The sequence below is a fragment of the Bacillus daqingensis genome (assembly GCF_042654445.1).
Taxonomy (GTDB): Bacteria; Bacillota; Bacilli; order Bacillales; family Salisediminibacteriaceae; genus Alkalicoccus; species Alkalicoccus luteus.
In genome coordinates, this window is the sequence record NZ_JBHSGK010000001.1 from 122,172 (window position 1) to 147,847 (window position 25,676).

At 47.1% G+C, this 25,676-nt stretch carries 29 protein-coding genes and 1 pseudogene; 22 read left to right on the forward strand and 8 right to left on the reverse strand.

Annotated elements, in window-relative coordinates:
- The first annotated feature begins 70 nt into the window (after nucleotides 1–70).
- Nucleotides 71–808 carry a lysophospholipid acyltransferase family protein gene (locus ACFO4L_RS00500; protein ID WP_377907673.1) on the forward strand — a complete coding sequence of 246 codons (738 nt, stop codon included), beginning with the start codon at nucleotides 71–73 and terminating at the stop codon, nucleotides 806–808.
- Nucleotides 809–1,628: 820 nt separating this feature from the next.
- Here the strand turns inward: ACFO4L_RS00500 and ACFO4L_RS00505 are convergent.
- The 3 genes from ACFO4L_RS00505 to ACFO4L_RS00515 form a co-directional block, all read right to left on the reverse strand.
- The gene (locus tag ACFO4L_RS00505) at nucleotides 1,629–2,552 is read right to left on the reverse strand and encodes a glycine betaine ABC transporter substrate-binding protein (RefSeq protein WP_377907675.1); all 924 of its coding nucleotides are present in this window, start codon (nucleotides 2,550–2,552) and stop codon (nucleotides 1,629–1,631) included.
- Nucleotides 2,553–2,596: 44 nt separating this feature from the next.
- On the reverse strand, nucleotides 2,597–3,166 hold the full coding sequence (gene cudC / locus ACFO4L_RS00510; protein ID WP_377907676.1) for a choline uptake/conversion transcriptional regulator CudC: 570 nt from the start codon (nucleotides 3,164–3,166) through the stop codon (nucleotides 2,597–2,599).
- 300 nt (nucleotides 3,167–3,466) lie between these two features.
- On the reverse strand, nucleotides 3,467–4,078 hold the full coding sequence (locus ACFO4L_RS00515) for a YczE/YyaS/YitT family protein (RefSeq protein ID WP_377907677.1): 612 nt from the start codon (nucleotides 4,076–4,078) through the stop codon (nucleotides 3,467–3,469).
- A 78-nt stretch (nucleotides 4,079–4,156) separates the two neighbouring features.
- On the opposite strand from ACFO4L_RS00515, the gene ACFO4L_RS00520 reads away from it, so the two are divergent.
- Nucleotides 4,157–4,510, forward strand: a complete 354-nt coding sequence (locus tag ACFO4L_RS00520; protein ID WP_377907678.1) for a YidH family protein — start codon at nucleotides 4,157–4,159, stop codon at nucleotides 4,508–4,510.
- Nucleotides 4,511–4,576: 66 nt separating this feature from the next.
- Nucleotides 4,577–4,906: an SCP2 sterol-binding domain-containing protein gene (locus ACFO4L_RS00525; protein WP_377907679.1), complete on the forward strand. Its 330-nt coding sequence runs from the start codon at nucleotides 4,577–4,579 to the stop codon at nucleotides 4,904–4,906.
- Between the two features lie 33 nt (nucleotides 4,907–4,939).
- Here ACFO4L_RS00525 and ACFO4L_RS00530 read toward each other — a convergent pair whose 3' ends face one another.
- The gene (locus tag ACFO4L_RS00530; RefSeq protein ID WP_377907680.1) at nucleotides 4,940–5,080 is read right to left on the reverse strand and encodes an FbpB family small basic protein; all 141 of its coding nucleotides are present in this window, start codon (nucleotides 5,078–5,080) and stop codon (nucleotides 4,940–4,942) included.
- Between the two features lie 104 nt (nucleotides 5,081–5,184).
- Here ACFO4L_RS00530 and ACFO4L_RS00535 point away from each other — a divergent pair, with 104 nt between their 5' ends.
- On the forward strand, nucleotides 5,185–6,162 hold the full coding sequence (locus tag ACFO4L_RS00535; protein WP_377907681.1) for an MBL fold metallo-hydrolase: 978 nt from the start codon (nucleotides 5,185–5,187) through the stop codon (nucleotides 6,160–6,162).
- Nucleotides 6,163–6,429: 267 nt separating this feature from the next.
- Here ACFO4L_RS00535 and ACFO4L_RS00540 read toward each other — a convergent pair whose 3' ends face one another.
- Complete coding sequence (locus tag ACFO4L_RS00540; RefSeq protein WP_377907682.1) at nucleotides 6,430–7,953, reverse strand: BCCT family transporter; 1,524 nt, start codon at nucleotides 7,951–7,953, stop codon at nucleotides 6,430–6,432.
- A gap of 268 nt (nucleotides 7,954–8,221) precedes the next feature.
- On the opposite strand from ACFO4L_RS00540, the gene ACFO4L_RS00545 reads away from it, so the two are divergent.
- The gene (locus ACFO4L_RS00545) at nucleotides 8,222–8,650 is read left to right on the forward strand and encodes a hypothetical protein (RefSeq protein ID WP_377907683.1); all 429 of its coding nucleotides are present in this window, start codon (nucleotides 8,222–8,224) and stop codon (nucleotides 8,648–8,650) included.
- Here the strand turns inward: ACFO4L_RS00545 and ACFO4L_RS00550 are convergent.
- Nucleotides 8,590–9,207: pseudogene (locus ACFO4L_RS00550) on the reverse strand (transposase); the annotation flags it as partial. The gene ACFO4L_RS00545 and the pseudogene ACFO4L_RS00550 overlap by 61 nt on opposite strands.
- Before the next feature lie 524 nt (nucleotides 9,208–9,731).
- On the opposite strand from ACFO4L_RS00550, the gene ACFO4L_RS00555 reads away from it, so the two are divergent.
- Nucleotides 9,732–10,526 (forward strand): VLRF1 family aeRF1-type release factor, encoded by a 795-nt coding sequence (locus ACFO4L_RS00555; protein ID WP_377907684.1) that lies wholly within the window; start codon nucleotides 9,732–9,734, stop codon nucleotides 10,524–10,526.
- A gap of 72 nt (nucleotides 10,527–10,598) precedes the next feature.
- Here ACFO4L_RS00555 and ACFO4L_RS00560 read toward each other — a convergent pair whose 3' ends face one another.
- Complete coding sequence (locus tag ACFO4L_RS00560; RefSeq protein ID WP_377907685.1) at nucleotides 10,599–11,795, reverse strand: MFS transporter; 1,197 nt, start codon at nucleotides 11,793–11,795, stop codon at nucleotides 10,599–10,601.
- Nucleotides 11,796–11,929: 134 nt separating this feature from the next.
- On the opposite strand from ACFO4L_RS00560, the gene ACFO4L_RS00565 reads away from it, so the two are divergent.
- From ACFO4L_RS00565 to ACFO4L_RS00575, 3 genes are all read left to right on the forward strand, one after another.
- Nucleotides 11,930–12,313, forward strand: coding sequence for an OsmC family protein (locus ACFO4L_RS00565; RefSeq protein WP_377907686.1), 384 nt, complete (start codon nucleotides 11,930–11,932; stop codon nucleotides 12,311–12,313).
- Between the two features lie 79 nt (nucleotides 12,314–12,392).
- The gene (locus ACFO4L_RS00570; protein WP_377907687.1) at nucleotides 12,393–13,742 is read left to right on the forward strand and encodes an MATE family efflux transporter; all 1,350 of its coding nucleotides are present in this window, start codon (nucleotides 12,393–12,395) and stop codon (nucleotides 13,740–13,742) included.
- Nucleotides 13,743–13,852: 110 nt separating this feature from the next.
- Entirely contained in the window at nucleotides 13,853–16,036 is a 2,184-nt protein-coding gene (locus ACFO4L_RS00575; protein ID WP_377907688.1) for a hypothetical protein, read from the forward strand.
- A 199-nt stretch (nucleotides 16,037–16,235) separates the two neighbouring features.
- On the opposite strand, the gene yfkAB is transcribed toward ACFO4L_RS00575, so the two are convergent.
- Nucleotides 16,236–17,375 carry a radical SAM/CxCxxxxC motif protein YfkAB gene (gene yfkAB, locus ACFO4L_RS00580; RefSeq protein ID WP_377907689.1) on the reverse strand — a complete coding sequence of 380 codons (1,140 nt, stop codon included), beginning with the start codon at nucleotides 17,373–17,375 and terminating at the stop codon, nucleotides 16,236–16,238.
- Between the two features lie 181 nt (nucleotides 17,376–17,556).
- Between yfkAB and ACFO4L_RS00585 the strand changes: the two genes are divergently transcribed.
- From ACFO4L_RS00585 to ACFO4L_RS00645, 13 genes are all read left to right on the forward strand, one after another.
- Nucleotides 17,557–17,727 carry an SE1561 family protein gene (locus tag ACFO4L_RS00585; protein WP_377907690.1) on the forward strand — a complete coding sequence of 57 codons (171 nt, stop codon included), beginning with the start codon at nucleotides 17,557–17,559 and terminating at the stop codon, nucleotides 17,725–17,727.
- Between the two features lie 6 nt (nucleotides 17,728–17,733).
- Entirely contained in the window at nucleotides 17,734–18,357 is a 624-nt protein-coding gene (locus tag ACFO4L_RS00590; protein ID WP_377907691.1) for a histidine phosphatase family protein, read from the forward strand.
- Between the two features lie 5 nt (nucleotides 18,358–18,362).
- Complete coding sequence (locus tag ACFO4L_RS00595; RefSeq protein WP_377907692.1) at nucleotides 18,363–19,238, forward strand: DNA-3-methyladenine glycosylase family protein; 876 nt, start codon at nucleotides 18,363–18,365, stop codon at nucleotides 19,236–19,238.
- Between the two features lie 8 nt (nucleotides 19,239–19,246).
- Nucleotides 19,247–20,632 carry a 23S rRNA (uracil(1939)-C(5))-methyltransferase RlmD gene (gene rlmD, locus ACFO4L_RS00600; RefSeq protein WP_377907773.1) on the forward strand — a complete coding sequence of 462 codons (1,386 nt, stop codon included), beginning with the start codon at nucleotides 19,247–19,249 and terminating at the stop codon, nucleotides 20,630–20,632.
- Nucleotides 20,633–21,133: 501 nt separating this feature from the next.
- Nucleotides 21,134–21,532 carry a hypothetical protein gene (locus tag ACFO4L_RS00605; protein WP_377907693.1) on the forward strand — a complete coding sequence of 133 codons (399 nt, stop codon included), beginning with the start codon at nucleotides 21,134–21,136 and terminating at the stop codon, nucleotides 21,530–21,532.
- 20 nt (nucleotides 21,533–21,552) lie between these two features.
- A complete protein-coding gene (gene gvpT, locus ACFO4L_RS00610) occupies nucleotides 21,553–22,146 on the forward strand; it encodes a GvpT/GvpP family gas vesicle accessory protein (RefSeq protein WP_377907694.1) in 594 nt (197 codons plus the stop codon).
- A gap of 22 nt (nucleotides 22,147–22,168) precedes the next feature.
- A complete protein-coding gene (gvpU, locus tag ACFO4L_RS00615; protein WP_377907695.1) occupies nucleotides 22,169–22,561 on the forward strand; it encodes a gas vesicle accessory protein GvpU in 393 nt (130 codons plus the stop codon).
- A 13-nt stretch (nucleotides 22,562–22,574) separates the two neighbouring features.
- Complete coding sequence (locus tag ACFO4L_RS00620; protein ID WP_377907696.1) at nucleotides 22,575–23,036, forward strand: hypothetical protein; 462 nt, start codon at nucleotides 22,575–22,577, stop codon at nucleotides 23,034–23,036.
- Between the two features lie 33 nt (nucleotides 23,037–23,069).
- Complete coding sequence (gene gvpA / locus ACFO4L_RS00625; protein ID WP_168006768.1) at nucleotides 23,070–23,333, forward strand: gas vesicle structural protein GvpA; 264 nt, start codon at nucleotides 23,070–23,072, stop codon at nucleotides 23,331–23,333.
- A gap of 68 nt (nucleotides 23,334–23,401) precedes the next feature.
- Nucleotides 23,402–23,680: a gas vesicle protein GvpR gene (locus ACFO4L_RS00630; RefSeq protein WP_377907697.1), complete on the forward strand. Its 279-nt coding sequence runs from the start codon at nucleotides 23,402–23,404 to the stop codon at nucleotides 23,678–23,680.
- 2 nt (nucleotides 23,681–23,682) lie between these two features.
- Nucleotides 23,683–24,696, forward strand: a complete 1,014-nt coding sequence (gene gvpN / locus ACFO4L_RS00635) for a gas vesicle protein GvpN (RefSeq protein ID WP_377907698.1) — start codon at nucleotides 23,683–23,685, stop codon at nucleotides 24,694–24,696.
- A 2-nt stretch (nucleotides 24,697–24,698) separates the two neighbouring features.
- The gene (locus ACFO4L_RS00640; protein WP_377907699.1) at nucleotides 24,699–25,445 is read left to right on the forward strand and encodes a GvpL/GvpF family gas vesicle protein; all 747 of its coding nucleotides are present in this window, start codon (nucleotides 24,699–24,701) and stop codon (nucleotides 25,443–25,445) included.
- Entirely contained in the window at nucleotides 25,442–25,675 is a 234-nt protein-coding gene (locus ACFO4L_RS00645; protein ID WP_377907700.1) for a gas vesicle protein GvpG, read from the forward strand. The genes ACFO4L_RS00640 and ACFO4L_RS00645 overlap by 4 nt, the downstream gene beginning before the upstream one ends.
- The last annotated feature ends 1 nt before the right edge of the window (nucleotide 25,676 follow it).

Below are 25,676 nucleotides of genomic sequence, written 5' to 3' on the forward strand. Positions count from 1 at the left end.
ACACCGGATTTTTTACACCTGAAGCAGCAGCTTCAGCTGATTGAATTTTAGAAAGGAAGCGGATGCAGTTATGATTCGAACAGGGTTATGGTTTATCTACTTTTTTATTCACTTGGTTCTGGTGATTCCCGGACTTGGAATTGCTCACATGCTGAAACGAAAGGACAGGGAAAAAGCTGACGCTTATATTCACAGGCGTGCGTACCTCTGGGCTGCAAGTCTTGTCAAGTTTGCCGGAGGGAAAATAGTCGTTCACGGAAACGAACAGCTGCCTGATGGACCTGTACTGTTTGTTGCTGGACATCAGGGCAACTTCGATATCCCGATACTACTTTCAACTGCTAATAGAAAAATCGGCTTTATTTCAAAGGTAGAGGTTAAAAAAATACCGCTCATCGGTTCTTGGATGAAGCTGCTTGACTGTGTGTTTATTGATCGAAAGGACCGGCGGCAGTCTGTAGCTGCCATCCGGGAAGGTTCTGAGAAATTAAAGAATGGAAGCAGTCTGGTTATTTTTCCGGAGGGCACGCGAAACCGGGGCGGAAAACCGGGGCAGTTCAAGAAAGGGAGCCTAAAGCTGGCGCAGTTATCCGGAGTGCCGATTGTTCCCGTTACAATCGATGGGTCGTACCGGTTAATGGAAGCGAATGGAGGAAAAATGAAGCCTGCTCGCGTCATCGTTACGTATGGAGAGCCGATTACGATTCATCAGGACAAGAAAATAGATGCAGCTGAGCTTGCTGCTCTTGTTCAACAGCGGGTAGAAGAGCATTTGCCGGCTGCGGTTGAGAGTGAAAGCGTGTTGTAACAGGCGCATGGACGCAGCGGCAATTAAATGCGATCCAGCTTCGTTCACAAGTTAAATGCAGCGGCAGTTTCAAGTACGGAATAGAAAGCGCAGCACGTACTCCTATGTAAAGAAAGAGAGCGGTCCGTATCTGGACCGCTCTCTTTCAGAGTGCTGATAAAGTCATTTTAGGTGAATAAGATTGCATCTGCCTGTATCTGCGGACCCTCGCTTTCCGGAGGGAACGGGCTCAGCTAACCGCTTCCTTCTTCCGTCGGAAGCGCTGGATCTTCGCCTCGTTCTAATCCTCTCGGAGTCGAGCTCCTTCGATGTAGGCAGCTGGCAGTACGTTTCATATACCTGGTTAATCAGCTTCCATACAGGATAAAACCTTCCCGATGAGACGTTTCAACATTGAATAGGAGTGTCCGGACTTCCTAGAAATCATGATAAACATAAAAAAGCAGTCGCTTCTGATTATCGTGAAACGTTATTTTCCAATAAGCAGATCTGTTTCCCGATGTGTCCGGCGGGGCGCAACAAGCAGTCTGAAGAATCTCTAGCGCTTTGTTTTGGAGCGGCAGATCGCACGAGCGGAGCCGGACTGGCTCTTGAAGGCTTCACGTGAGAAGCCTGAGTCCGAGTGAAGCCGCGCCATCCTCTCGTGCCTTTCTTCCCTTCATACAGGGGGTCACCCTGAGAAATAGCGGAAGGTCAGCCCAGGGCAGGCTAGGTAAGCAGAAGGGAAATAAAACCAAACGAATCAACATGTAAGTCGAAAGACTTTATCAACTCTGGAAAGAGCGGTCCGTATCTGGACCGCTCTCTTTCTTGCTTTCGTTTATTCTTCGTTATCCGTACCCTCGTTATCTGTTTCTGCACCTTCAACGTCAAGCCACTCGTCAACGGTTTCACGGTTGTTGTCGATCCACTGCTGAGCAGCGTCTTCGATTTCCATGTCGTTTTCAGCTACGTCAAGCATGACTTCGTTCATGTCGTCAGCATCCCAATAAAAGTTGTCGAGGATGTCAAACGCAACTGGATGATCCTCTTCAAGACCTTCACGGACCATCGTGCGAATTTCTTCCTCTTCCTCGTAAACACCTTCCGGATCTTCCAGGAAGCGGATATCGTAAGAGTTAAACTTCCAATGAGGCTGCCATGCTGTTACGACGATCGGGTCTTCATTGTCAATAGCAGCATCCAGAGCAGCGGTCATCGCAGCATCAGAACTTGGAGAAGCATCAATATCAAGGTCATACACGTCGACCACTTCTTCAGTGGACATCATGATGCCCGCACCAGCGTCGATACCGATGATTTCATCAACGACATCAGAAGACAGTTCATCAATGCTCGTGATGTCCATGTAGTCAGGAACTGCAAGACCGGTGCGGCTTCCTTCCAGGTTCGCGCCAAGGTCTACCATGTCGTCCCCGTACTGTTCATACTCAGAAGCCATATCAGACGGGAGCCATGCGCCGACAAAACCATCTGCGTCGCCATTCGCTACGCTGACCCACATCGGTGCCTGCTCAACGACAGTGAGCGTTACATCGTACCCTGCTTCCTCCAGAACCTTCGCAATCACGTTTGTGGAGGCAAGCTCCGATTCCCATGCTACATACGTCAGCTCAATTTCCTGGCCTTCCGGGCTGTAATCTTCATCTGCACCTGTGTTTTCTTCTCCGCAGGCAGCCAGCAGCAGTGCCGCCGCTCCTATTCCTGCTGATGTCTTCCAGATGTTCATGTTCGTCTTTTTCATGCTTGACAACCTCCTGCTAAATTTTGATACCACCGGGGTACCGTTTATTCGTTTGTATCCTGATCTTCAGGATAAAAAGGAATCAAGTCGAAAATTTCTCCGGATTTTACAGAGGCAGAAAGCCGCTGAAGCCAGTAATAATAAGGCTTGGACTCTTCTAATATAGTATACACTGATTTCGCTTCTTCCTTTACGCTTTCCGGAAGATTTTCCTGTGAGGAAAGCTCCAGGAGCTCTTTTTGTGCATGCCGGATTGATTCCAGGTTCAATGCGGCTTCGCGGTCCCATTTCTTACTGAAAAAATTGGAGAAAAACTTGAAAAAATCCCGTTCTGCTACATACGTATGCTTACGCTCGCCTTTTTTAAATGTTTTTTTGACGACGTTAAAGTCCTGCAGCTTGCGGACCCCGGTGCTCATGCTCGGCTTGCTCATTCCAAGCTCATCTCTCATCTGATCCAGCGTCATATCGCCTTCAAAATACATTGTCCCATACAAGGTTCCGGCGCTTCTGGTTACTCCGTAAAGATCCATCGTTTCCGCGAGGGAGTCAATGACCAGCTCTTTCGCATGATCAATCGTCTCACGGGCTTTCTCTTCGTGAAAGTCTGCCATTGGAGAGGACCTCCTTCATTCATGCTTTTTTCGCAAACTATCGGCCGTGTCATCTCCTGCTGCCGGAATGAAGTGGAAGATCAGATAAGAGAACACAGCACGGTCTGTTCAGTTTGTTAAAAAAATAATTAACGTTCTTAATGATACTTATATATTTTCGTTTGTAAACCCCCTGAGCCAAAAAAGACAGAAAAATCGTCGTAAAAAGAACGAAAAATGTAGGAGAGAGGGAATAATTCAGTGCGTGAAAGCAAAAAAACCAGCATGCATGAGGACATGCTGCCGGTTCCGTTTCCATTATCATGCGGTGAGTCTTGTACGAAAGGCTGTGACAGGTCGATGAAAAACCTGAATCAGCGGACCGATTAAAAACGCAATGATTAACGTCCCGATCCCGATCGGACCCCCGATGAAAAAAGCGGCAACCAGAATCATCAGCTCAAGCGCTGTTTTGGAGAAAGCCAAGCTTCTTCCAGTCAGCGTATGAAACACTATCATCGCGTGGTCAATCGGGTTACGGGCAAAGGAAGACTGAAGGTAAGAAGCAATGCCGGCGCCGCAGCATAAAATGCCAGCTGTTAAAATGGCTGCCTGCTGTATAAACGTAGCAGGAACGGCTTCTGCTAGGACAATAAGCATCCAGAAATCGATAAAGCTTCCAATTAAGAACATCGTAATAAGTGCTGAAAAATCAGGCTTTTGCTGCAATAATGCTGCATTAATGAGAATCAAAACGAAGCCGCCAATAAACGTCCAGCTCCCAACTGTAAGGCCGATCGACTCAGACAAACCGACAAAAAAGGCATCCCAGGGACCGGCTCCAAGACCGGCCGTAATAATCAAGCTGATTCCGAACGAAAGCGCCGCAAGGCCTGCTACATAAAATCCTGCTATAATGAAAAACGTACGCATAGTTAAAAACTCCTGTCTGGTAGCATAACTTGTTTAGTTTAGCATGATCGGGAGCAAAACAACAGAGGAGGCAGCGTGATGAAACCTACTCCGGATTCTTCCTATATCCAACAGCATCTGGCAAACGAGCGAACGTTTCTTGCATGGGTTCGAACCGCACTTGCAATGAAGGGAATTGGGTTTCTTGTGTTTGGAGCAGAGCTGCTTCTTTCGGATCAACAGGCAGGGAGAGGGGCAATCTGGATCAGCCTGCTCTCATTTACAGCAGGCGCAGCAGTATTGGGAATAGGTACATATTTATATTTCAAGCATCGTAAAACGATTAATACCGGAAGTTTTCAAGCCGCTTCAGGGACCGTTGCCGCAGCCGGACTGCTGAGCGGAGGCGTTCTGCTGCTTCTGCTTCTGTATGCATTTTATTTGTTCGTATAGTTCTATACAAATTGGAGGAAAGAAGCTATAATGAATGAATAATCATTCACAAATGGAGGGCTTATGATGACCGTTTCACAAGTATTGCAGCAATTCACTGAAAAAATGGAAGCAGACCCGCAGCATATCGAATCATTGACCTACACGTATGAATTTCACATTACGGATGAGGATAGTACCTATCAGCTGAAAATCGATCAGGGAGCCGCCGACTATGCAGAAGGAACACCCTGGGAGCCAAAACTGGTGCTTGAAATGAGCCGGGAATACTTTCAAAAGCTTGCAGAAGACGATTTAAATGCAACCATGGCTTATATGAGCGGGAAACTGAAGGTAAAAGGAGATGTTTCACACGCACTGAAGTTTCAGTCGCTGCTTAAAAAGTATCAGCAGTAATCATGCTTCGTATAAAATGCAGAGAAAGCAGATTCAAGAATCTGCTTTCAGCTGCTTTTCGTATTTTGAGTCAAGCTTTTCTTCGATCTCAGAAACGGCCTGCTGGTCATTCATAATGTCACGTTTATTTTGTTCGACAAGCTCTTCAAAGCTGGTTCGATTAATACGTCGCATGTCATCCCATCCTTTTTATGTGGCTTCAAGAATAAGTATACACTAAATTCAGATAATTTAGATAACAGGTTTGTTACAATATATTGAACGTTAATAAAAGGAGGATGAAACGGATGCGGACTGCTTCTAGAACGAGTCAGGTGGAACGAATTATCATTCCGACGCCGTTCCTTGTCGGAGATGTGAATGTGTACTTGATAAGCGGAGACGTAAATATTCTAATTGATACAGGACCGGATACTCCGGAGGCGAAGCAGGCGCTGTTACAAGGTCTCAGGGGGAGAGGACTTGAAACGGAGGATATCGATCTCCTGATTTTGACACACCATCATCCCGATCATATCGGTCTTGCCGGAATGTTTACGGGCAAAACGAAAACGGCAGGGCATCCGCTCTTAAAACCTTGGCTTGAAAAGAATGAAGGACTTTACGAGCATATCGAAGCATTTTTTCGTCCATTCTTTAAAAGACATGGAATGGATGAGGAAGTGATTGAGCAGATCGTCCGCCAACAGGAGCGCTACAGGGAGTTTGTACAACCTGCAGAGATGACAGATGAACTGGAAGAGACCGTTCAGACGCCAATGCTGCCAGGATGGACAATTATCGAAACGCCCGGTCATGCCAGCACACATATCAGTCTGCTGCGTGAAGAAGACGGGCTGCTGGTTGCAGGTGATCATGTGATCAAACACATTTCCTCCAACGCCATCATTGAAGCACCCGCTTCAGCTGGAGCCGAACGTCCGAAAACACTGCTTGATTATCGGCAGTCATTAAAAAAGTGTGCAGGAACAGCGCTTATTTTTTCCGGGCACGGGGATATGATTACTAACCCGAGAACTTTGATCGAAAAAAGGCTGACGGCTCAGCTTCAGAAAGCGGATATGTTTTTATCAAAATTAGAACAGCCGATGACAGTGGCAGAGTTGACGAAAACAGTCTATGGTACCATGTTTAAGAAACAACCGGACCTCACGTTTTCCGAGACACTAGGTCATCTCGATTTGCTTGCGCAACAAGGCAGGGTGAGCGTCTGGATCGATGGAAACAAGGCGGTGTACGAATCGCTTCAGCTTTAGATGAATACGGAGGGCTTTGCTTCCGCATAAAAACCGAGCTGCATACACCCGCGCTCGGTTTTTATCTGATTTTACGCAAATTATGATTTCCTTAATAGCGTGAACCAGCTGACGATGGGTATGGATAGATTCGTATACCTGGAAACGAGGCGTAAGCTGCATAATCTGTTTAACGTTTTAACCGCTGTGCTTTTAAAAAGCTTAAAAAGAAAAGAAGCCAGGAAAAAAATCCAGGCTTCTTAATCAGTCCATTTTTCATGTTTAACACTACGGGCGATGCTGCGAGTCAAACTGCTCTTTGTACATTTTGCGCACTGTTTTCGGTGCCGTCCAGAGCGTCGGCAGAAGCAGCAGAGAAACCGGGACTGCAGTGAAGACGATAAAGGACTGCAGGGCATCGACGCTTCCTTCACCTAAATAGAGCAGAACAGATGCGACGGCTCCCATCAAAACGGCCCAAAATACACGAAGTCCGGCAGATGGCGTTGTTCCACCTGTAACTGCCATGGAAATCGAATAGCTCATGGAGTCACTCGTTGTAGCAACAAAAACAACGGTAACGATTAAAAACAGAATCGCAAGCACGGTTCCAAACGGCATTTGTTCTACAATAGCGATCATCGCCGCCGGCATACCGCCTTCATCTAAGGCACCGGAAACGGCACCTGCCTGCTGCAGTTCGTAGAAAATACCGGAACCACCTACAACAGAAAACCAGAAATTCGTTACTATTGGAGCGATAATGGCTACAGCGGTAACCAGCTCACGGATGGTTCTTCCTCTGGAAATACGGCTGATAAATATAGCCATCATTGGAGCATAACCGATAAACCATCCCCAGAAGAACAGCGTCCAAAACGACAGCCATGCTGTATCCTGGCGATAGAGACTCAGTTCAAAAAAGTCACGTACATATACCCCGGTTGTACCGATAAATGTATCGATAATAAAGCCGCCTGGACCAAGAATCAGCACAGCTCCAATCAAAAACATTGTTAAGATGACGTTCCATCTGCTGAGAAACTGAATTCCTCGGTGAACGCCGGTAACAGCTGAAACTGCGGCTACAGAAACGAGACCAAATACGATCAGGACTTGGGTAAGGAATGTATTGGGCAGTCCAAATACGGATTCAAAGCCGTACGCGGCCTGTAAGCCGAGAAAACCGATAGGTCCAATCGTTCCCGCTGCAACAGCAATGATAGAAAATGAATCAGCAAGTGTACCGACCGCATTTTTGTGAATGACTTTAGAACCGAAAACGGGATAAAGCAGTGTTCTCGGCTTCAGCGGCATGCCTTTATCATAGTGGGCGTGCATGAGAATGATAGCAGCAAGTGTACCTAGGACAGCCCAGGCGAGAAAGCCCCAGTCAAGAAATGACTGCGCCATAGCTGGAATGACAGCGCCCGCCGTGCCTGGCTCTGCGTCGTACATTGGCGGTGTTTCAAGAAAGTGATACATCGGTTCGGCCGCAGCCCAGAAGACACCGCCTCCTGCCAGCAGCGTACACATAATAATGGATATCCATTTAAACGTACTAAATTCAGGTTTATCCATCGCACCGAGCTTAATTCTTCCAAAACGGGAAAAGGCAATAATAATGGCGATAAGAAACGTAGCGAGCATAAGCACTTGCCAAAATGCTCCGAAGTAAGTTGTTGCAAAGGTAAAGGACCAGTCAACGAAGCCCCCTACTGCTTCTGCATTGATCAGCGAAGCAATCACAAACGCGATCAGCAGTCCGCCGCTTATAACCATAACCGGCCAGTCTATTCTTGCATGTTTCATGTTTATCCTCCTTCATAAATACGGAACACATACTTTTCGTGCACAAGGAATGACAATACCAGTTACGAAGCGATGACGCAACAAAAAGCAACGAATTTAATGAAATCAGGGTCTATCGTTGACTGTTCAGGTTTCAAAAGACTCGCGGAGGGAATTAAACATAATTATCGCAGAGAAATACAATTCGCAACAGACAGTTGGTTCCCAGCACTATTTGTTATAGAATGGTAATCAGAGTGACTAACGATAGGATCGGAGGGATTTGTGTATGAGCAAAAATTCTAAATGGGTGACAGCCGGCTCGATTGCAGGCCTTTTGGCAGCGGCTGCAGCCGTAGCTTCAAGTCCAAAAGCCAGAAAAGGTGTTACACGAGCGGCTTCTGCTTCCAGCGTGCAGGTGAAAAACCTTATTGCATTGGTGCGGGATAATCGTGAAGAAGTAGTTCAGCATTTAAAGGCTTCGGGAGAAGAACTTTCCCGCGTAGTGGATCACGCTTCTGATGATGTCAAGCAGCTCATGGAGGCTTCTAAAAAGATGAAGTCCCATTTTGATGAAGTATCCCGAGTGCTTCAAGGAGTTAATACAGAGTGGAAAGACCTTCTTGAAGAAGTTAAAGAGGAGCCGAAACGAATCGATCAGGGAGACGTTGAACTTGAGCACGTTCCTGAACCTGGTGAAGGGCCAAATAAATTGTAATAAAAAGAGGCTGGGACAAAATACTTCTCCAGCACGTAAAAAACGCTTTCGATGTCCCAGGCGGGTCGTCGAAAGCGTTTTATTTGGGAGAAGCAAGAACGAATCTGTCTCATGGCCGTGAACTTTCTCTTGTTCACGGCCATGAAGGCGAATCCCAGTTCTTGTTTTATCTTGGCTTTGCCTCTCACCGACATCCTGGTGAAACGCAAATTCGCCTTCAGAAATCCAAAAACGGCTTCCAAGTCGGTTTTGCGCCGACCATAGAAAGCTCCAGTTTTCTCTTCCGAAAGCAGTTGGCGGATAGGTGCTTGTTGCGTTTCCCATCCTTCATTGTAATAAACCTTTCGGTTCGTCCCTTCCTTCGCCCTGGAACAATCGACGCGGAAAGGACAACTCGTACAGTCTTCACATTCGTAGACCTTGAATGTCCGCTCAAATCCTGATCGATCCTTTCGGCGGGACCTATAACGGAAGGGGACTTTTTGTCCGTTAGGACAGAGGAACGAATCCTCTTCCGGATCGGTTTTCGAATAACTGTTTCGATCATGGAAAGGATAAATGTATCAGCAGTACAAGCTGATCCATGTTAAACTCTTTAAACATAAGGATACCTCCGGTTTTGTTATGACTTGGTCGTTCTAACTTAACCTGAAGGTATCCTTTTTTTTTCGGGAAATCAAGACCGTACGGTCCTGATCATGGGTTGATCGTGAAAAGACAAGAGACGCCTGCGGGAAAAGCAAGGGTTGAAGGTCCACCGCCGCTGTTTTTGCGGCGGTTAGCTGAAGCCTTGCCCGCGGTAAGCGATCGGCATTGGAAGGATCAACCCCCTCATACAGAAAGCCCCCACCAAAAATGGTAAGGGCTTCTTTTGATGCTGGTTTTGTCCCAGCCTCTTTTTCCAGTTACATAAGGGGATAGCGACTCTGCATGGTAAGGCGGTAAATAAAAAACCTGCTACTGAGGAAGCGTTTCGTCTTTTCTGTTCGATGCTTTAGAGAAGTACAATAAAAAGATGTTTTAATGCCTGTGAAACAGGCAACAGAAAAAGTACACATATTATTAGGAGGTTTGATCGACTATGGCATTAACAAACGAACTGAAATCACTCCAAAAAATACAGTGTCCGGACGGTAAATGTGTTCTGTCTGTTTACTTGAACACCGATCCGTCTGATCCTGACCAGCAAAAAGGGGAATGGAAGATCCGCCTCAAGAACGGTATGAAACGAATTGATGAATATATCGAAGCCTCGGATGATCAAGAGGAGAAAAAAGCATATAAAAAGCTTCGTAAAAAAGTGGAAGAAGAAATCCATGGCAATCAGCCGAATTTACTGAAGAGTGTCATTATCTTCGCATCCGACCATGAAGATCTTTGGTCAGTCAATTATTTGCAAGTGCCGGTTGAAACCTCTTTCCATTGGGAAGAAACACCAGTGCTGGACCAGCTTGAAAGCCTGCAAAGCAGTTATCCGCGGGCTGGCGTTGTCATGCCGAATAATGATGAAGTACGTGTTATTGATACCTCGCTCGGGGAAGTCCACGACGAGTGGAGCTATGAGTTTGATTCCGGCAAGGAAGAGTGGACGTTTAAAGAAGGCCTCGCTTCGCAGGATCGAACCGCTTCCGGTGCGAGCCATGTGGATAAGTTCAAGCAGCGATTCGAGGAAAATAAATACCGTTTTTATAAAGACATGGCTCAAAAAGTGGAGAAAATTAAAAAAGACCACGGCTGGCAGGAAATTTACGTAGTCGGTGAAGCTGACATGGCCCGCACGTTTGGTGAAGTTCTTCAGACAGAGCCGGCAGGCTATGTGGAGAAGAACTTGAATAAAAAAGAAACGAAGCATGTATTAGCAGAAGTGTTTGATTAAAAATACGTGTTGAATGGCAATAAGAGCTGTCGCCGGATCATCCGGCGGCAGCTCTATTACTTTGAAAAAAGATCAGGCTGTCTGCTTGTTTGTTTGGTGAAGCCGGCCGGAGGATTTTCGGTATTCGAAAACGACACCTGCCATTGCAGCAAGCGTCAGCATGCCGCCAATGGACAAATAGATGGCACCGGACCCGACCGTATCAATCAAGAACCCGCCGATCACCGGACCGGTCATGCTGCCGAATCCGAACAGCACCGCTGTCATCACGTTACCCGTAGGCAGCAGATCAGCCGGAACCAAGTCTGCTAAATACGTAATCCCGAGTGAAAATAAAGAGCCGAGCAGCATGCCGGTTAAAACAAATCCGCTGAAAAGCAGTACGGAGGATTGTTCGATTAACGGCATTAGAAAGAAACTAACTGCTCCGGTGGTCATGAGTCCAAGCAAAACGCGGCTGCGCCCAATCCGGTCACTCAGCATCCCTAACGGGAACTGGGTTACGAGGCTTCCGAAAACGAACCCCGGAAGCAGAAACATAGTCGTCAGCTCCAAGTCGATGCCCATCCGCATGGCGTAGACAGGGTAGTTCCCGTGGATCGAGGCCTCCAGATAGCCGTAGCAAAAGCCGGGGAGCAGCGCAAACCATGCGAGTTTTATCACTTTTTTATACCTGCCGACGGTACCGAGCTTTGATGCAGTTTCCACATTTCCAGAAGGATATTCATTTTTTAAATACAGCATAAAGCAAAGTGCAACGAGGCTGAGCAGGGCAGAAATGACGAACGGAAGATAAAGATTGACATCTAAAAGCCGAACTGTCATCGGCCCCAGGCCAAAACCGAGTCCGAAAGACAAGCCATATAAAGCCAGCTGTCTGCCTCGTTTGGCAGGATCAGCTGTCGTACTGATCCACACTTGCGTTGAAAAGTGGATCAAGTTATCGGCAATCCCTACGATCATCCGCAGAACAAACCAGAACCAGAATGCCTGCCATAAGGGAATCAGCAGGACAGAGATGGTAACAAGCACCAGCCCGACCAGGATAACCGGCTTATAACCGTATTTTCGAACAGGCTGTTCGATAAAAGGGGAAACCAAAATAATTCCGATATAAAGAGCTGCTGCATTAAGACCATTGGCAGCAGAGGACGTGCCAGCATTTTCGAGCAGCACTGCAAGCACGGGCAGCAGCATACCCTGCGAAAATCCGGCGATCAGCACCATGCCGATCAGCACCCAGTAACGGAAGCCGGGTTTGTTAGCCATACGCATCACCTGCTTCGAGTAGTTAATATCCTTCACCTATTTTAGACTTCTTATGCAGATATGCAAGAAGCTTTTACGTGACGAAGCAGGGGGAGAAAGGTAAAATAGGAAGGGCAGATAACAGGAGGGATACAATGGATTTTACGTGGCAAGGCGAGTATTTTGAAACCGAATTTGAATTCGGCACATTGAAAATCAGCGGAAAAGAAGCACATGGCTTCCGCCCTTTTCAGCTGATGGTTTCATCCATTGCTGTGTGCAGTGCTTCGGTTTTGAGGCAGGTAATGGAAAAACAGCGGATGCAGGTTGATTCACTGACGGTTACCGCTGATGTGACGAGAGATGAAGAAGCTGCAAACCGTATTTCAGCAATTGCTCTTCACTACGTGATAAAAGGAAGCGGCCTTGCAGAGAAAAAGGTCGAAAAAGCGGTCTCACTTGCCGCAAAAAACTGTCCGATGGCACGCACTGTTGAAGGGGCTGTCGATCTGACAGAAACATTCGAAATCACGGAATAGACAAGTAGGCTGCTTTTACCGGCAAGACCGGTGAAAGTCAGCTTTTTTAGTCGCACGCAGAAGGCAGGAGGAGACCATCATGGCGGGAAAGCAGTACGACTTCACGAAAGGCAGCATCATGAAAAAAATGATTCTGTTCTCTTCGCCGATCTTTTTAACGAATATCCTGCAGACTTCGTATCAAGTGATTGATTCATTATGGGTAGGAAATCTGCTCGGCCCAAGTGCATTGGCAGCGACTGCTGTATCAGGCGTTGTCATTTTTACGATTTTATCGTTCATCATCGGAATTAATACGTCTGCATTGACGGTACTCTCCCAGTATAAAGGTGCCGGGAACGATGATGGATTAAAGAAGGCGTTGAATGCGTTTGTGGTGATTCTCGGGTCCCTCGCTCTTATTCTCGGGGTCATTGGCTTTGTATCAGCTGAATGGATCTTGAATGCAATGGGTACTCCGGCAGAGACGCTGCCGCTTGCTGCGCTTTATCTTCGCATAAACTTTGTTGGAATTTTATTTCTTTTTGGCTATAACTTTATTGCGACCGTGCTGAGAGCGCTTGGAGATAGTAAAACCCCGGTAAAGTTCGTCCTGTTGGCCGTGATACTGAATGCAGTATTGGACCCCATTTTTATCGCTGTATTGGATTTAGGGATCGCCGGAGCTGCTTATGCTACGATTCTGTCGCAGGGAACTGCCTTTTTGTATGGGCTTATTTATTCAGTTACAAAGGGAGGGGTTCCATTTTCCTTGCCGTCACTGCCCGCTGCTGAGCAAGCAAGAAGGATATTTAAGCTCGGCCTTCCATCCGGTCTTTCCATGATGGTCATTTCTGGCGGTGTACTGGCAATCATGACGGTTGTTACGAGCTTCGGTGATGAAGTCACGGCAGGCTTCGGAGCTGCTCAGCGGTTAGACAGTCTCATTATGATTCCAGCACTGACGTTAGGATCTGCGATCAACAGCATGGCAGGTCAAAATATCGGCGCTGATAAGTGGGGCCGTGTTGGAGATATAACGAGAAGCGGACTGACGCTGATCGCGATCGTTTCCGTCAGTCTAAGCGCAGCTGTTTTTTTCAGTGCAGAATGGGCGGTTGGGTTGTTCGTGCAAGATCCGGAAACCGTGGCATTCGGCACGATGTATGTCCAGACAGTTGCGTTTTTCTACCCGTTTCTTGGGATTAACTTCGTTCTAAACGGTGTTGTCCGTGCTGCCGGGGGAATGATGCAGGTATTTATTTTGAATGTTATTTCATTTTGGATTCTCCGGTTTCCACTGACCTATCTCGCAGCTTCGATGTTTGGTGAAGCCGGCATCGGCATTGGCATGGGCGCTTCCTTAGTCTTGAGTGCCTTGATTGCTGCTGCTTATTACCGCTTCGGCGGTTGGAGAAGCATAAATATTATGGAAGACTCGAAAAAATGAAACAGACCCGCAGGAAAAACGTCTTTATCATCGAATATATCAATGAAAGACCTATGCTTTCGGGATAAGCCGGAACATCAGGCAAACAGGCATCGTGGAGGGATCATAATATGACGCAGGCAGAGGCACTTGTTCAAAAAACGTATTATAAACAAGTTGCAGGTGAAGAATATCATCAGTTTCCGGTCAGCCGGCTGGGGAATCTCCTGGCAGACTCGTTAAAGATAGGAGAAGGCGAAGAAGACGATATTCGATTTGCACAGGGAGAGGTCTACTATCACCATCAGGATTTAGAGGCTGCAGTATTTAAATGGGAGCAAGTTCAAGGAGAGCTGCACGGTTGGGCAGTGAAAAACATTGGTGATGCGCACTACGATTCCGGGTGGATGGAAGAAGCGAAAAGCAAGTATCTTTCTGTAAAAACAGAAGACAGTGTGCTTAGAAGCGAAACGGCTTTACAACTTCTCTCCATTTACGCAGAAGAAAAAGATCAGGCGAAAGTATATGAATACTTAGAGCTTGCTCTTGATATCGATCCGGATTATCCAGGTGTATCTGATCTTGCAAGAACCATCTACGAGGATTATAAAGATTGGAACAAAGCAGTGGACCTTGCCGTTAAAGAGGGGGCCAGAACGAATGATTTAAGCTGGTATCGTCATCTGCACGGGTACATAACATCCGGTTACACAGCGTCTTTTTCTCCGGAGTATTTTGATCTTCCGGCTAAAGACCTGGCAGAGAAAGACCACCGGCTGTTCCAGGACGTTATGGGAGCACTTACGACAGTTTACCGCGGCACGGATCAGTTTATTTACTGGGTGGCAGCGATGAACGGGATCTTTGCATCCATTGAATTGACTCGAAGACCTGACTGGGAGCAGATGGCAGCACTGCACCATGATGTCTACCTCGATCTGACAAATGGGGCGTTCATGGAGTCAGAGATGGAACCGGTTATGCCGGAGCTTCTCCGGCATTGGGAAATGCTGTCGGACGGACAGAATGCGGTTCTTGCTGTAGCAGCTCAAGCGGCATGGGAAGAGATTTATCCTGAAAAAGAATCCGTGCTCACAAGTCCACTGGATGAAGAAACAGAGCATGCATCGCTTGCCGTTGAAGAAATGCTCCGGTTACTGGAATCAATGGCTTCCTGGGTGGAAGCTGAGGAGCTTGATCCTTCAGGAACGACGGAGCCGCTCCGTGAAGACCTGGCTGCTATTCCGGGCTTAAGTACGATGATGGACCAGCGGGACGGGTTAACATTTGACCGTGTAAAGTGGCTGGAGGCGATCCGCACAGATTCTGATCGCGCTGAGCGGACGGCAGCTGAGCTTGCTCGAGCTGCAAAACGACTGCTTGACCGACTCGAAGCACAGCAGCGGTCAGTCGAAAATTCTCTTGAGCAGGACATTCAGTTTTATGAAGAAATGCTCGGCCGATTTAAAGGGCTTCGCAATACGCTGACAGACACACGTTCTGAAAAGCAGCAGAGCATTGTCGGCACCTATCAGAAAATGAAGCAGATGCAAAAGGAGCAGTTTGAGTCCAATGTGCCTTCTTTAATTAAAGCGAGTGAAGATGTGCTTGAAGATGAGGAAAAGCCGGTTAAAAATCTTCACGAAGATTTGAATGCGGCGATGAATACTCGTCTGCGCGCCTTCGTTGACGACGAGCTTTTCCCAATTTTCCGCCGTTCGCTTCAAGGATGGCTGAAAAATACAGAACAAGAGCTCCAGGAATCCCAGCTGTATCTGGATGAAAACAATGAAAGCTTAAACAGTATGATCGGCCAAGAAAAAATGCAGCTTCAGCTGGATTTTGCTCTGCTGGAAGACTGGCGCCGAGACTTAACGCGCATGATTAACCGGACGGAGCTTCCAGAAGAGAACATTATGGGCAGACTGGAGCCGAAGCAGATCATGCTGCGTAATGTCGGCAAATTTTTTGGAGAGATGCAGCAGAGCAAGTCATTTTTACTTCAGCAGTACAAGCGTATTCTGGAGAATGATGATTTTCAGGATACAGCGGAGTCACTTTCCTATAAGCTGTTCTTTGAATTTGATCTATTTGAAAAAGCGATCCGTGCGGATGTCGATTCAGCCTTTACTGATGTCATTCTTCATATTGAGCAGATAATGGAAGAGTATGAAACAGCGCTTGCTGAAACGCGGACAGAATTACAGAGGCTTCATGAGCACCCGGAATACTTTTACGACCCGCTTAAAATATTCAGCATGAGACACCGCCAGTGTGAGCGCCTTATCGGCCAGGACCGGCAGGCGTACAGCTGATTCAGCATTTAATAAAGCGCAGAGGCTCAGGCCTCTGCGCTTTTCAGACTGTTGATAAAGTAATTTCAGGTGAATAACCTTGCATCTGCCTGCATCTGCGGACACTCGCTGTCCGGAGGGAACGGCCTCAGCTAACCGCTTCCTCCTGCTGTCCGCCGGGTCTTCGCTGCGTTCTGATCCTCCTGGAGCCGAAGACCTGCTAAATATCAGCTGTATCAGTCCGTTTATAGGATATAGCTGCATGACGAGTGCGAAAGTCGGTCTCCGGGTAGTAGGTGTTTTTCACGAGCAAATTCGGACCAAGGCAGGAAACAGCGGGACAGTGGCACGATAAAGAAGCTGCAGTTTTGGACTGCTGCCACTTATGGAATGCTTCCGGCAGGGTGTGGTCATCAATTGTTCCAAGCTCGCCGTCAGCATGAAAGTCCGTGACATGAATGGACCCGTCAAAAATGTTTAAATTTAAGCGTGACCGTCCATCGGGATCGTTTCTGACGGTAACGTTTGGCTCTGCCTGAAGCCTCTGCAGCAGTTCTAAATCCCGTTTATCTGAGCTGCACGCATAAAAAGGCAAGGTGCCGAACAGCATCCAAACGTCTGGATTGCGTACATCGAGAAGCCGATGGATCCCGTCTCGAATGTCATCAAGTGAAGAAGTTTCAAGGTGGGCAGCGAAGCTGGTTGGATACATCGGATGAACTTCATGCCGGGCAGCCCCCATCGAGACAATTTGTTCATGGATCGATTCTAAATGAGGCAGCGTTCGTTTATTCAACATCGTTTCAGCTGAAATCATCACGCCGCGCCGGCTTAGCTCCAAACTGTTTTCCACCATAGTGCGGAAGGCTTTCTCCCGCACTTGCTCCGGCGGTTTTTTCTCCATAACAGCAAAACCGATATCTGAAAAATCCTCGATACTTCCGTAATTGTGGGAAATATGCAGCACATCCAGGTAAGGTAAAATTTCTTCGTACCGCTTCAGCGGCATCGTTAAGTTAGAATTAATTTGCGTACGCGCACCTCGTTCATGTGCATAGCGGAGCAGAGGCACCACATAATGACGTACGGATCTCATGTTCAGCATTGGCTCTCCTCCGGTGATACTGAATGCGCGCAGAAACGGCACAGTGTCCAGGCTTTCCTTAATACGCTCAAATGAGAGTGCATCGGGATCCTTTTGCTGCAGACTGTAGCCGACAGCACAGTGTTCACAGCGCATATTGCAAAGGTTCGTTGTCGTAATTTCTATATTTGATAAGACAGCCCGGCCAAACTCAGTCTGATCCATATATGCTTCCCACGGATCATTTGCAGGGGATATCTTCGTTATATTCGTCATTCTATCGTCCTTTCTGCTTTCCATACCTGTTTTAAAGCAGGAGTTTTGCTTCTGCCATTCATAGTTTAACAGCTTCAGGCGGCTTGCAGGAGGTTTTTCGTAAAGAGAGCGCAGGAATATAATTGAGTTTCTGGGCTGGCGTGATAGAATGGTACATTGGATAAGGAAAGGAGCATCATAGATGAACAAGCAGGAAAAATGGACGAGCCTTCATGACCGCATGGAGCGACTCTCAAATATGGTAGATCAGCTTGATCCTGAGCGGACGGAAGTGGAGGATATTGACCGGATGATTCTCATGCTGGAAGAGCTCGAAGAAAAATGCCGTCAGTATCGCGGGGAAGAGGAGTGACCGGGCATGCCTACGATTTATTTGATCCGGCACGGTCAGTCTGAAGCAAACGCAGGCGGTATCATTCAAGGACAGTCTGACTATCCACTTTCTTCATTAGGGAAAAAGGAAGGGAAAGCTGCTGCAGCCTGGATGGAGCAGGTACACTTGGATGCCATTTACGCCAGCGACCTTGAGCGGGCATCCCAAACGGCTGCTTACCTCGCTGAAACGCGCTCATTGCGAGTAAAAGAATCTGCGTTGTTCAGAGAAGCGGCTCTTGGTCCGCTTGAGGGCAGAACGAAACATGAAATTATAGCTGCTTATCCGGAGTTAAAGAAAAAAAGACTTGCAGCCTCGGGAATACCGGGCACGGAAAGCTTCGAACAATTAACAGACAGATGCAGAAAGATAGTCAGGCTGCTTTGCTCGCATGAAGACGAAGCCGTAGCTGCTGCTGTTTCACATGGCGGATTTATCAGTATTTTGCTGATGTATTTATCAGCCGGGGACAGCTGGCCTGAGGTGCACAATCCATACATGATCTCAAACACTGGCATTACGAAACTGGAACTGTGGAAAAACGGTACGGCATTTTTTCACTTTGTAAACAGTACAGTCCATACGATACCTGCTAACAGAAGGAGCTGATCAACGTGGCTACAGTAACAATTGAGCTTGTACGACCATACCGGTTCGATCAGGCGTTGAAACGGTTGTCCATTGACCCGCTTCTTCAACTTAATCATGAGCATCAGGAACTGTTCGTACCGCTTTGGATTGACGATAAACCGGTGCCGGTGCGGATGCTGCAGACTGGCTCAATGGAGCGGCCCGTTTTTCAGCTGGAATGGGACGAAGCGGACGAAAAAGCAGTCACTTCTGAAGTTGCGCGACTGTTTCAGTGGGAAACAGATTTAGGCGCGGTAGCCGATGCGTTTAAAGGAACGGAATTGGATCCGCTCTTTCAACAATTTCGTCATACTCCGTTTATATGTGATTTTCAGCGGTACGGCTCTCTCGTTAAAACGATCATTCATCAGCAGCTGAACATGACCTTTGCCTTTACACTGAGCACACGGTTTGTGCATGAAACAGGATTTGAGAAAAGCGGTGTCTGGTTCTATCCATATCCGGAAACCACCGCCGCACTGGGTGTAGCTGATCTAAGGGAATTGCAGTTCAGCGGCAGAAAAGCGGAATATGTCATTGATACTTCCGCGCTGATCGCTGAGGGGCGTTTGTCGCTCGACTCACTTGTCCTTAAGGATAAAGAAGAAGCAGTTGCAGCGTTAAAAGCGGTTCGCGGAATCGGTCGATGGACTGCTGAAAATTTTCTCATGTTCGGGCTGGGTGAGCTGGATTTATTTCCTGTTCAGGATATTGGGCTTCAAAACGGATGGAAAAAATTGAGAGGTTTAGATCAAAAGCCAAAGGCAGAAGAATTGGATTACGTTGCAAAAGCGTGGCCTCCTTATCGGACATACGCTGCCCTTTATCTATGGGAAAGCATTGAAAGTCCGCCTCTATAGAAAGGAGAATAACTGTGGCTCAAAAACAAGTGACCATAAAGAAAGGCCAGCGTTTCCCACTTACGATAAAGCGGCTCGGGATCGATGGAGAAGGCGTCGGCTTTTTTAAGAAACAGGTTGTGTTCGTGGATGGAGCGCTGCCGGGGGAAGAGGTTGTCTGTGAAACAGTCAGCGTGTCCTCTAAATTTGCACGGGCAAAGCTCGTCAAGATTCGTAAATCTTCTCCTGACAGGCAGAAGGCACCGTGCCCGGTATATGACCGCTGCGGCGGGTGCCAGCTGCAGCATTTGTCTTATGAAGCGCAGCTGCGCGAAAAACAGGATCTCGTCCGCCAATCATTTGAGCGGTATACGTCAATTAAAACGGCTTCTTTATTAAAAGAAACGATTGGCATGGAGCATCCATGGCGCTATCGCAATAAGGGGCAAATGCAGGCCGGCATGCTGAACGGGCACGTGATCGCCGGTTTGTACGAAAAACACAGCAACCGACTGTTGAACATCGACGCTTGTATCGTCCAGCACGAAACGATCGATCACGTCACCAATGAAGTGAAGGAAGCGGCCGAGGCCTGCGGCATATCGATCTACCATCCGAAAAAGCATAAAGGTTTTCTGCGGACGATTGTAACCAGGCAGGGATTTCATACAAATGAAACTCAGCTCGTCCTCGTCACAGCATCTGAAACATTTCCCGAAAAAGAAGCCTTTTTATCTGAAATACGCAGCAGGCTCCCAAACCTGACATCCATCATGCAAAATATTAATGAGAAGAAAACCCCTCTCGTGTTCGGAGAGAAAACCATTCCTCTCGCTGGAGAAACTAGTATCCGGGAAACGTTATCAGGAAACGTATTTGAGCTCTCAGCCAGAGCCTTTTTTCAGCTGAACCCGTCTCAAACGATTGCGCTGTATACCGAAGCAATAAGAGCAGCAAATCTGACCGGCTCGGAAAATGTAGTAGATGCTTACTGCGGAACGGGAACGATAGGCATATGGGCAGCCGGGCAGGCGCATGAGGTCAGGGGTATGGATACGGTTCAGGATGCGATCAGCGATGCGGAGCACAATGCTTGCCTGAATGGATTGAGCAATCTTTCATTTGAAACTGGCAGAGCAGAGGATGTGCTGCCGGCTTGGGAAAATGATGGATGGAAAGCAGACGTCATAATCGTCGATCCGCCTCGTACCGGTTTGGCTGATAGTCTGCTGAAAACTCTAACAAAAATAAAACCCAAGCGACTGGTATACGTATCCTGCAACCCGTCGACACTGGCAAAAAATGCTGCGGTGTTAGCTGAACGAGGAGGCTACCGGCTTGAATCGCTGCAGCCTGTTGATATGTTTCCGCACACAGCCCAAGTGGAAACCGTCGCTTCTTTCGTTCAATCGTGAACAAAGAAGACTGTTTTACAGACATGAATACGAACTGAATTTACTGTCACAGCAAGCGGAGCTCTTTCGAGAGCCCGCTCTTTTTTTGTTTGACGATTACCGGTCCGAAGCGTTACATATTAATGAAAATACAGGTATGCCGTGGTAGACAGCAGGAGGAAAAACCGAGCCGTTTCTCTTCGAAAGCGAGTGTTTTCATGAACAGGCCAATTAAAGGCAGTTATCCGTAGTAACGTGATCGACGTTCCGAAATGGAAGCTGTCTTGTTGACTTGGGTAATAGGCATATTTCCAGTCGATGATAAGGAGCGGAACACAGATAATTCGTTCATTAGTTACATTTTATTCATCTACGTTCGTTATACAGATATTAATCATCCTTTGTACTAACGATATATTGTGTAAAAGAATATATTTAAGGAATATTTAACTGTTTTTCTGCATAATTCATGACAGGAAGTGGTATAGGACATTAATTGTCACTATTTAAGGAGGGTACGGAATGTCGGATGAACAGAACAGTCAAGATAAAAGCTATGTACTTACGGGTTCTCTTATAGGTGCAGGTATTGGATTTCTATCCAGCAGTAAAGGTGCCCGAACTCTGCTTTCCAAAGCAGCAAAAACGGAGGCAGCAAGAGCACTTGGATTTCAGGTGAGGCGAACGCTTCAGGACATGCTGATCGAACAGGCTTCCAACAATCTCAGAAAACAGGTGGATGGCTATTTTCAAAATATGGACAGCGGTCCGGCTCAAAAGCTGATGGAAGCCGGTAAAGATAAGCTTCTTGGCTCTGGGAATAAGTCCAACGATCAACAGGCCGAGAAGGAGAACAATGATTTAAACGAGCGCCTGGACCGGTTGGAAAAAATGGTGTCCGAGCTCGCAGATAAAAAATAATTGAAAGGCGGTTTTTCATTATGGCAGAAGAAGAAAAAGACGAGAAGCAGCAGGAAAAAGAATCCGGCAGCAAAGGGCCGGGCACTATTAAATCTACATTTGTAGGAGCCGTCATCGGTGGAGCCGCCGGCTACTATTTCAGTCCGAAAAACCGGGAGAAGCTGATGGATAAGTGGGAAACAATTGATAAAGAGGAATGGAAGCAAAAGAGTGCCAGCCTGGCTGGAAAGCTGAAAGAAACAGCATCCGGGTCAGGCGGCTCCCTGAAACAGAAAGTAAAGGAGCCGATTAAAAAGCTTCTTGGTGCAGACGGCAGTAAAGAAGAGGATGACGAGAACGAAAACGAAGAAGAGGAAGAAACGGAAGACGACAATCAATCTGAGGAAAGCGAAGAAAAAAGCAGTACAGAAGAAGAAAATGAACAATTGAAAGACCGGATTAACAGCCTTGAAGAAAAGCTGGAAAAGCTCATCGCCTCAAATTCTGATTCGTCCGACGAGGAAGAAGATGATGAAGAAGAGGAAGATGAATCAGAAGAAGAGGAAGAAGAGGAAAGCGGGTCCGGAAAAGAAACGGAAGTAGAAGGCAAGTCCGGATCTTCGAAAAAGAAATAGAACTAACAGAAGGAGCTGCGCTATGCCGGGAATAAAAAATGAAAAAGACGTTATTCTTCAGATGATGATCGAAGCATGCAATGACAATGAAGACTACACACTTCCGGTAACAGTCAATGTGAATGGCTCTATTATCAGCGGCGACCTCATTGGCGCTGAGCGTTATTTCACAGAATTTAAAGAGGCGTTTGATACTGATCTCGATGCAGATAAAGGAATTTATGAAAGTCTCGAGAAAGCTGCGGAGAAGCTCAGCTCCGGAGAAGAACCGGAAATTAATTATATTCATATTGCAGACGCCAAATTGTTCGATGAATCAGGGACGGCCCTCCCATCTAAAGGAGCCGTTCTCTGGCGCGGGAAGCTGAAGGAAGTAGATGGTTTCTTTTTAGGGAAAGTAAAAGAGTCCTCATAAAGGAGGTGCTTTCATGGCAGAAGAAGAGTCCTCCGACGGGATCATAGAAAAAGCAAAAAAGGTAAAAGAAAAAGTAAAAGACGAAGTAAAAGACGATGCAGAAGATGCGGTAGATTCATTGGAGGATCATTTTCCGGAGGTAGACCGGGCGGAATCTGCCTTCAAGATTGCGAAGGATTTGTATGACAAATTTCAGCATGCAAAAGAGAAGAAAGAAGAGTTTAAAGAAAACTTTGAAGAAGCCGGCGAGAAGCTGAAAGAAACAGCTGAAAAAGCGAAAGAACGAACAGAAGACATTAAACACGAGTTGAAAGGCCAGGCAGAGAATGCGAAGGAAGAAGTAAAGGATAACGCCCTGAGCAGTCATGAATCTGACGGTGGAGACGGGGTTAAAAAGGCCAGTGACATCAAGGGATACTCCAGCGTGAAGGGGGCGAGCCGCATTAAAGGGGCGGCACAGCTGAAAAAGTATTAGTATAAAAATAATGAAAGAAGGAGAGATAGGAACATGGCTATTCAGAAGAGCACCGATTCGTCCAGTCTTGCAGAGGTTATCGACCGGATTCTTGATAAAGGGATTGTCATCGACTTGTACGCGCGAATTTCACTAGTCGGCATTGAGCTGATTACGATTGAAGCACGTGTCGTTATTGCAAGTGTTGATACGTGGCTGCGATACGCAGAAGCGGTTGGACTGCTGCGGGACGAAGTACAAGGCGAAATTGACAGCGATTTATCTGACAGCGGCAGAGAACAGCTTAACTTTGCATAACGAATAGACAGCTTAGGAGGACGGCAGGATCGTCCTCCTCTTTACCATGCAGTGAAGGAGGGATTATCGTGAAGGCAAATGAACTGATCGAAGCAGTCAAAGATTTTTTTGAAGAGCATCTGTCCCCGGTACTTCGGATTACGGCCATCTCCAATAAAGGTAATTATTGGGAAGTGGGCGTGGAAATGATCGAAGAAAAAGAATACATGAAGCGGTACGGCCGCGACCAGCTGGTCGGAACCTATATGGTACGTGTTAACAATAAAAATGAAGTGACTTCTTTTGAACGAACGGCGCTTAGACAGCGAACTTCAACAGATATTTATCAGGAACAGGAGGCAGAATAAGTATGGCTGCGCAGAAGCAGGCACAAACAAGACGGGAAATCAGCGCGAGAAAATCCGGTGGAGTGCGCAGCGCACCCTCACAATCACTGGGAAAACCTGCCGAGAAAAAGCAGGAGCCTAGAAAACCTGTAAGGGAACAGGCATCCTATATTAAAACCGATGAAATTAACCACTACATTCACCGAATTTCCAGGGTTCTGGAAGCTGGATATCCGGTTCATGTTACCGGTCGGGCAGGAGCAGGGAAAACAGCACTCGCGATGGAAGCGGCAAAAAGCAGAGGACGCCCGGTGACGCTCATCACCGGTAACCACGAGATGAATAACGAGGATCTTTTAGGCGGGATCACCGGTGTCACGAGCACCAAGCTTGTGGATAATTTTATTCGTCAAGTTTACAAAAAAGAGGTAAACATTAAGGAAGACTGGACGCCGGGCAGGCTGGTGGAAGCTTGTGAAAAAGGACATACGGTAATCTACGACGAATTTTCCCGCTCTACTGCGGAAACGAACAACCTGTTCTTATCTATTTTGGAAGAGGGCCTCGTGCCGCTTTACGGAACGAAGCAGAAAAAGCGCTACGTCCAGGTCCATCCCGATTTCCGGATCTTGTTTACATCTAATCCGGAGGAGTATGCCGGTGTATTCGAGAAACAGGACGCGCTTATGGACAGATTAGTGACGATGGAAGTGCACTATACGCAAAAAACGATGGAAACGATCATTCAAAAGCGTGCAGAAGTACGCCATAAGGATGCGAAAATGATCTGGAGCCTTCTCCGTAAAATAAAAGATGCTACAGATGCGGAAAACGGGTTTGTGAGCCTTCGGTCTGCGCTTATGATCACCTCCGTTGCGAAAAAAGCGAATATTGCGCTGGAGCCTGACAATAAGGAGTTTACGGAGGTATGCACCGATATTTTGAGCGGAGAGCTTGTTCGTTTCGGCGGTGCCCCGGACTTTCAGCAGGCTGCGACAGCAGTCAGGAAAGGCCTTAAAGAAGTGCAGGGGGAATAGAAATGGGATTTTATATGTTAGCAGTTGTTCCGGGAGCGCAAAAGCCGGCGGTACGGCATGTAACGTTTGACGGGACGGAGTATCCGGTCCGGACGATCACGTATAAAGACGTAAGCGTCGTCGCAGCGGAAGCCCCGGTCAAAATATATGAACCGAATCGAAAAAATGCGAAAGCCCACCAGGATACGGTAGCGGCTGTCATGAAAGACTGTACAGTCATTCCCGTGAGCTTCGGAAACGTTGTAGAATCCGAGGCGGATGTAAAGGAATTCGCCAGTCAGCTTTACGGAAAATTTAAACAGATTTTCCCGAAAATCGAAGGGAAAATGGAAGTTGGTCTGAAGCTGACGGGAAAAAAAGAGTGGATGAAAGAGCAGGCGATGAAAAATCCGGCGCTTAAAAAAATGCAGCAGCAGCTGAACAGCCGCTCGAGACCTTCCACTTACTATGAAAACCTGGCAGCAGGGGAAGCATCGAAAAAGTTCGTTACGTCCTTCCATGAGGAGTTTGAAAAAGAAGTATTCCAGCCGCTCGCAAAGATCGCTGATGCAGCTAAATCAAACGAAACGATAAACGAACGGATGCTCTTAAACGCAGCATTCTTGCTTGACGCTGAAAAGGAAGAAGCATTTGATAAAGAAGTAAACCGGATCTATGAAAAGTGGAAGGACCGGATCGATTTTTCCTATACAGGTCCCTGGCCGGCTTACAACTTTATTGATCTGAAAGTGAAAGCAGGAAGCCCATGATTTTCAAACTGTTCACCTGGCCAATTGACACAGTAAAGTTTGTCGGTGAAAAGGTGAAAGAGGAAGTCGACAAAGAGCTGTATGATCTGGAAACGATTCAAAAGAAGCTGGCGCGGCTTCAGATGATGCTGGAGCTTGGAGATATCTCCGAGGAAGCATATGACCGTGAAGAAGCTATTCTGCTGGAACGATACCGGATTGCTAAACAGCTGGAACAGGAGGGGGGATAAT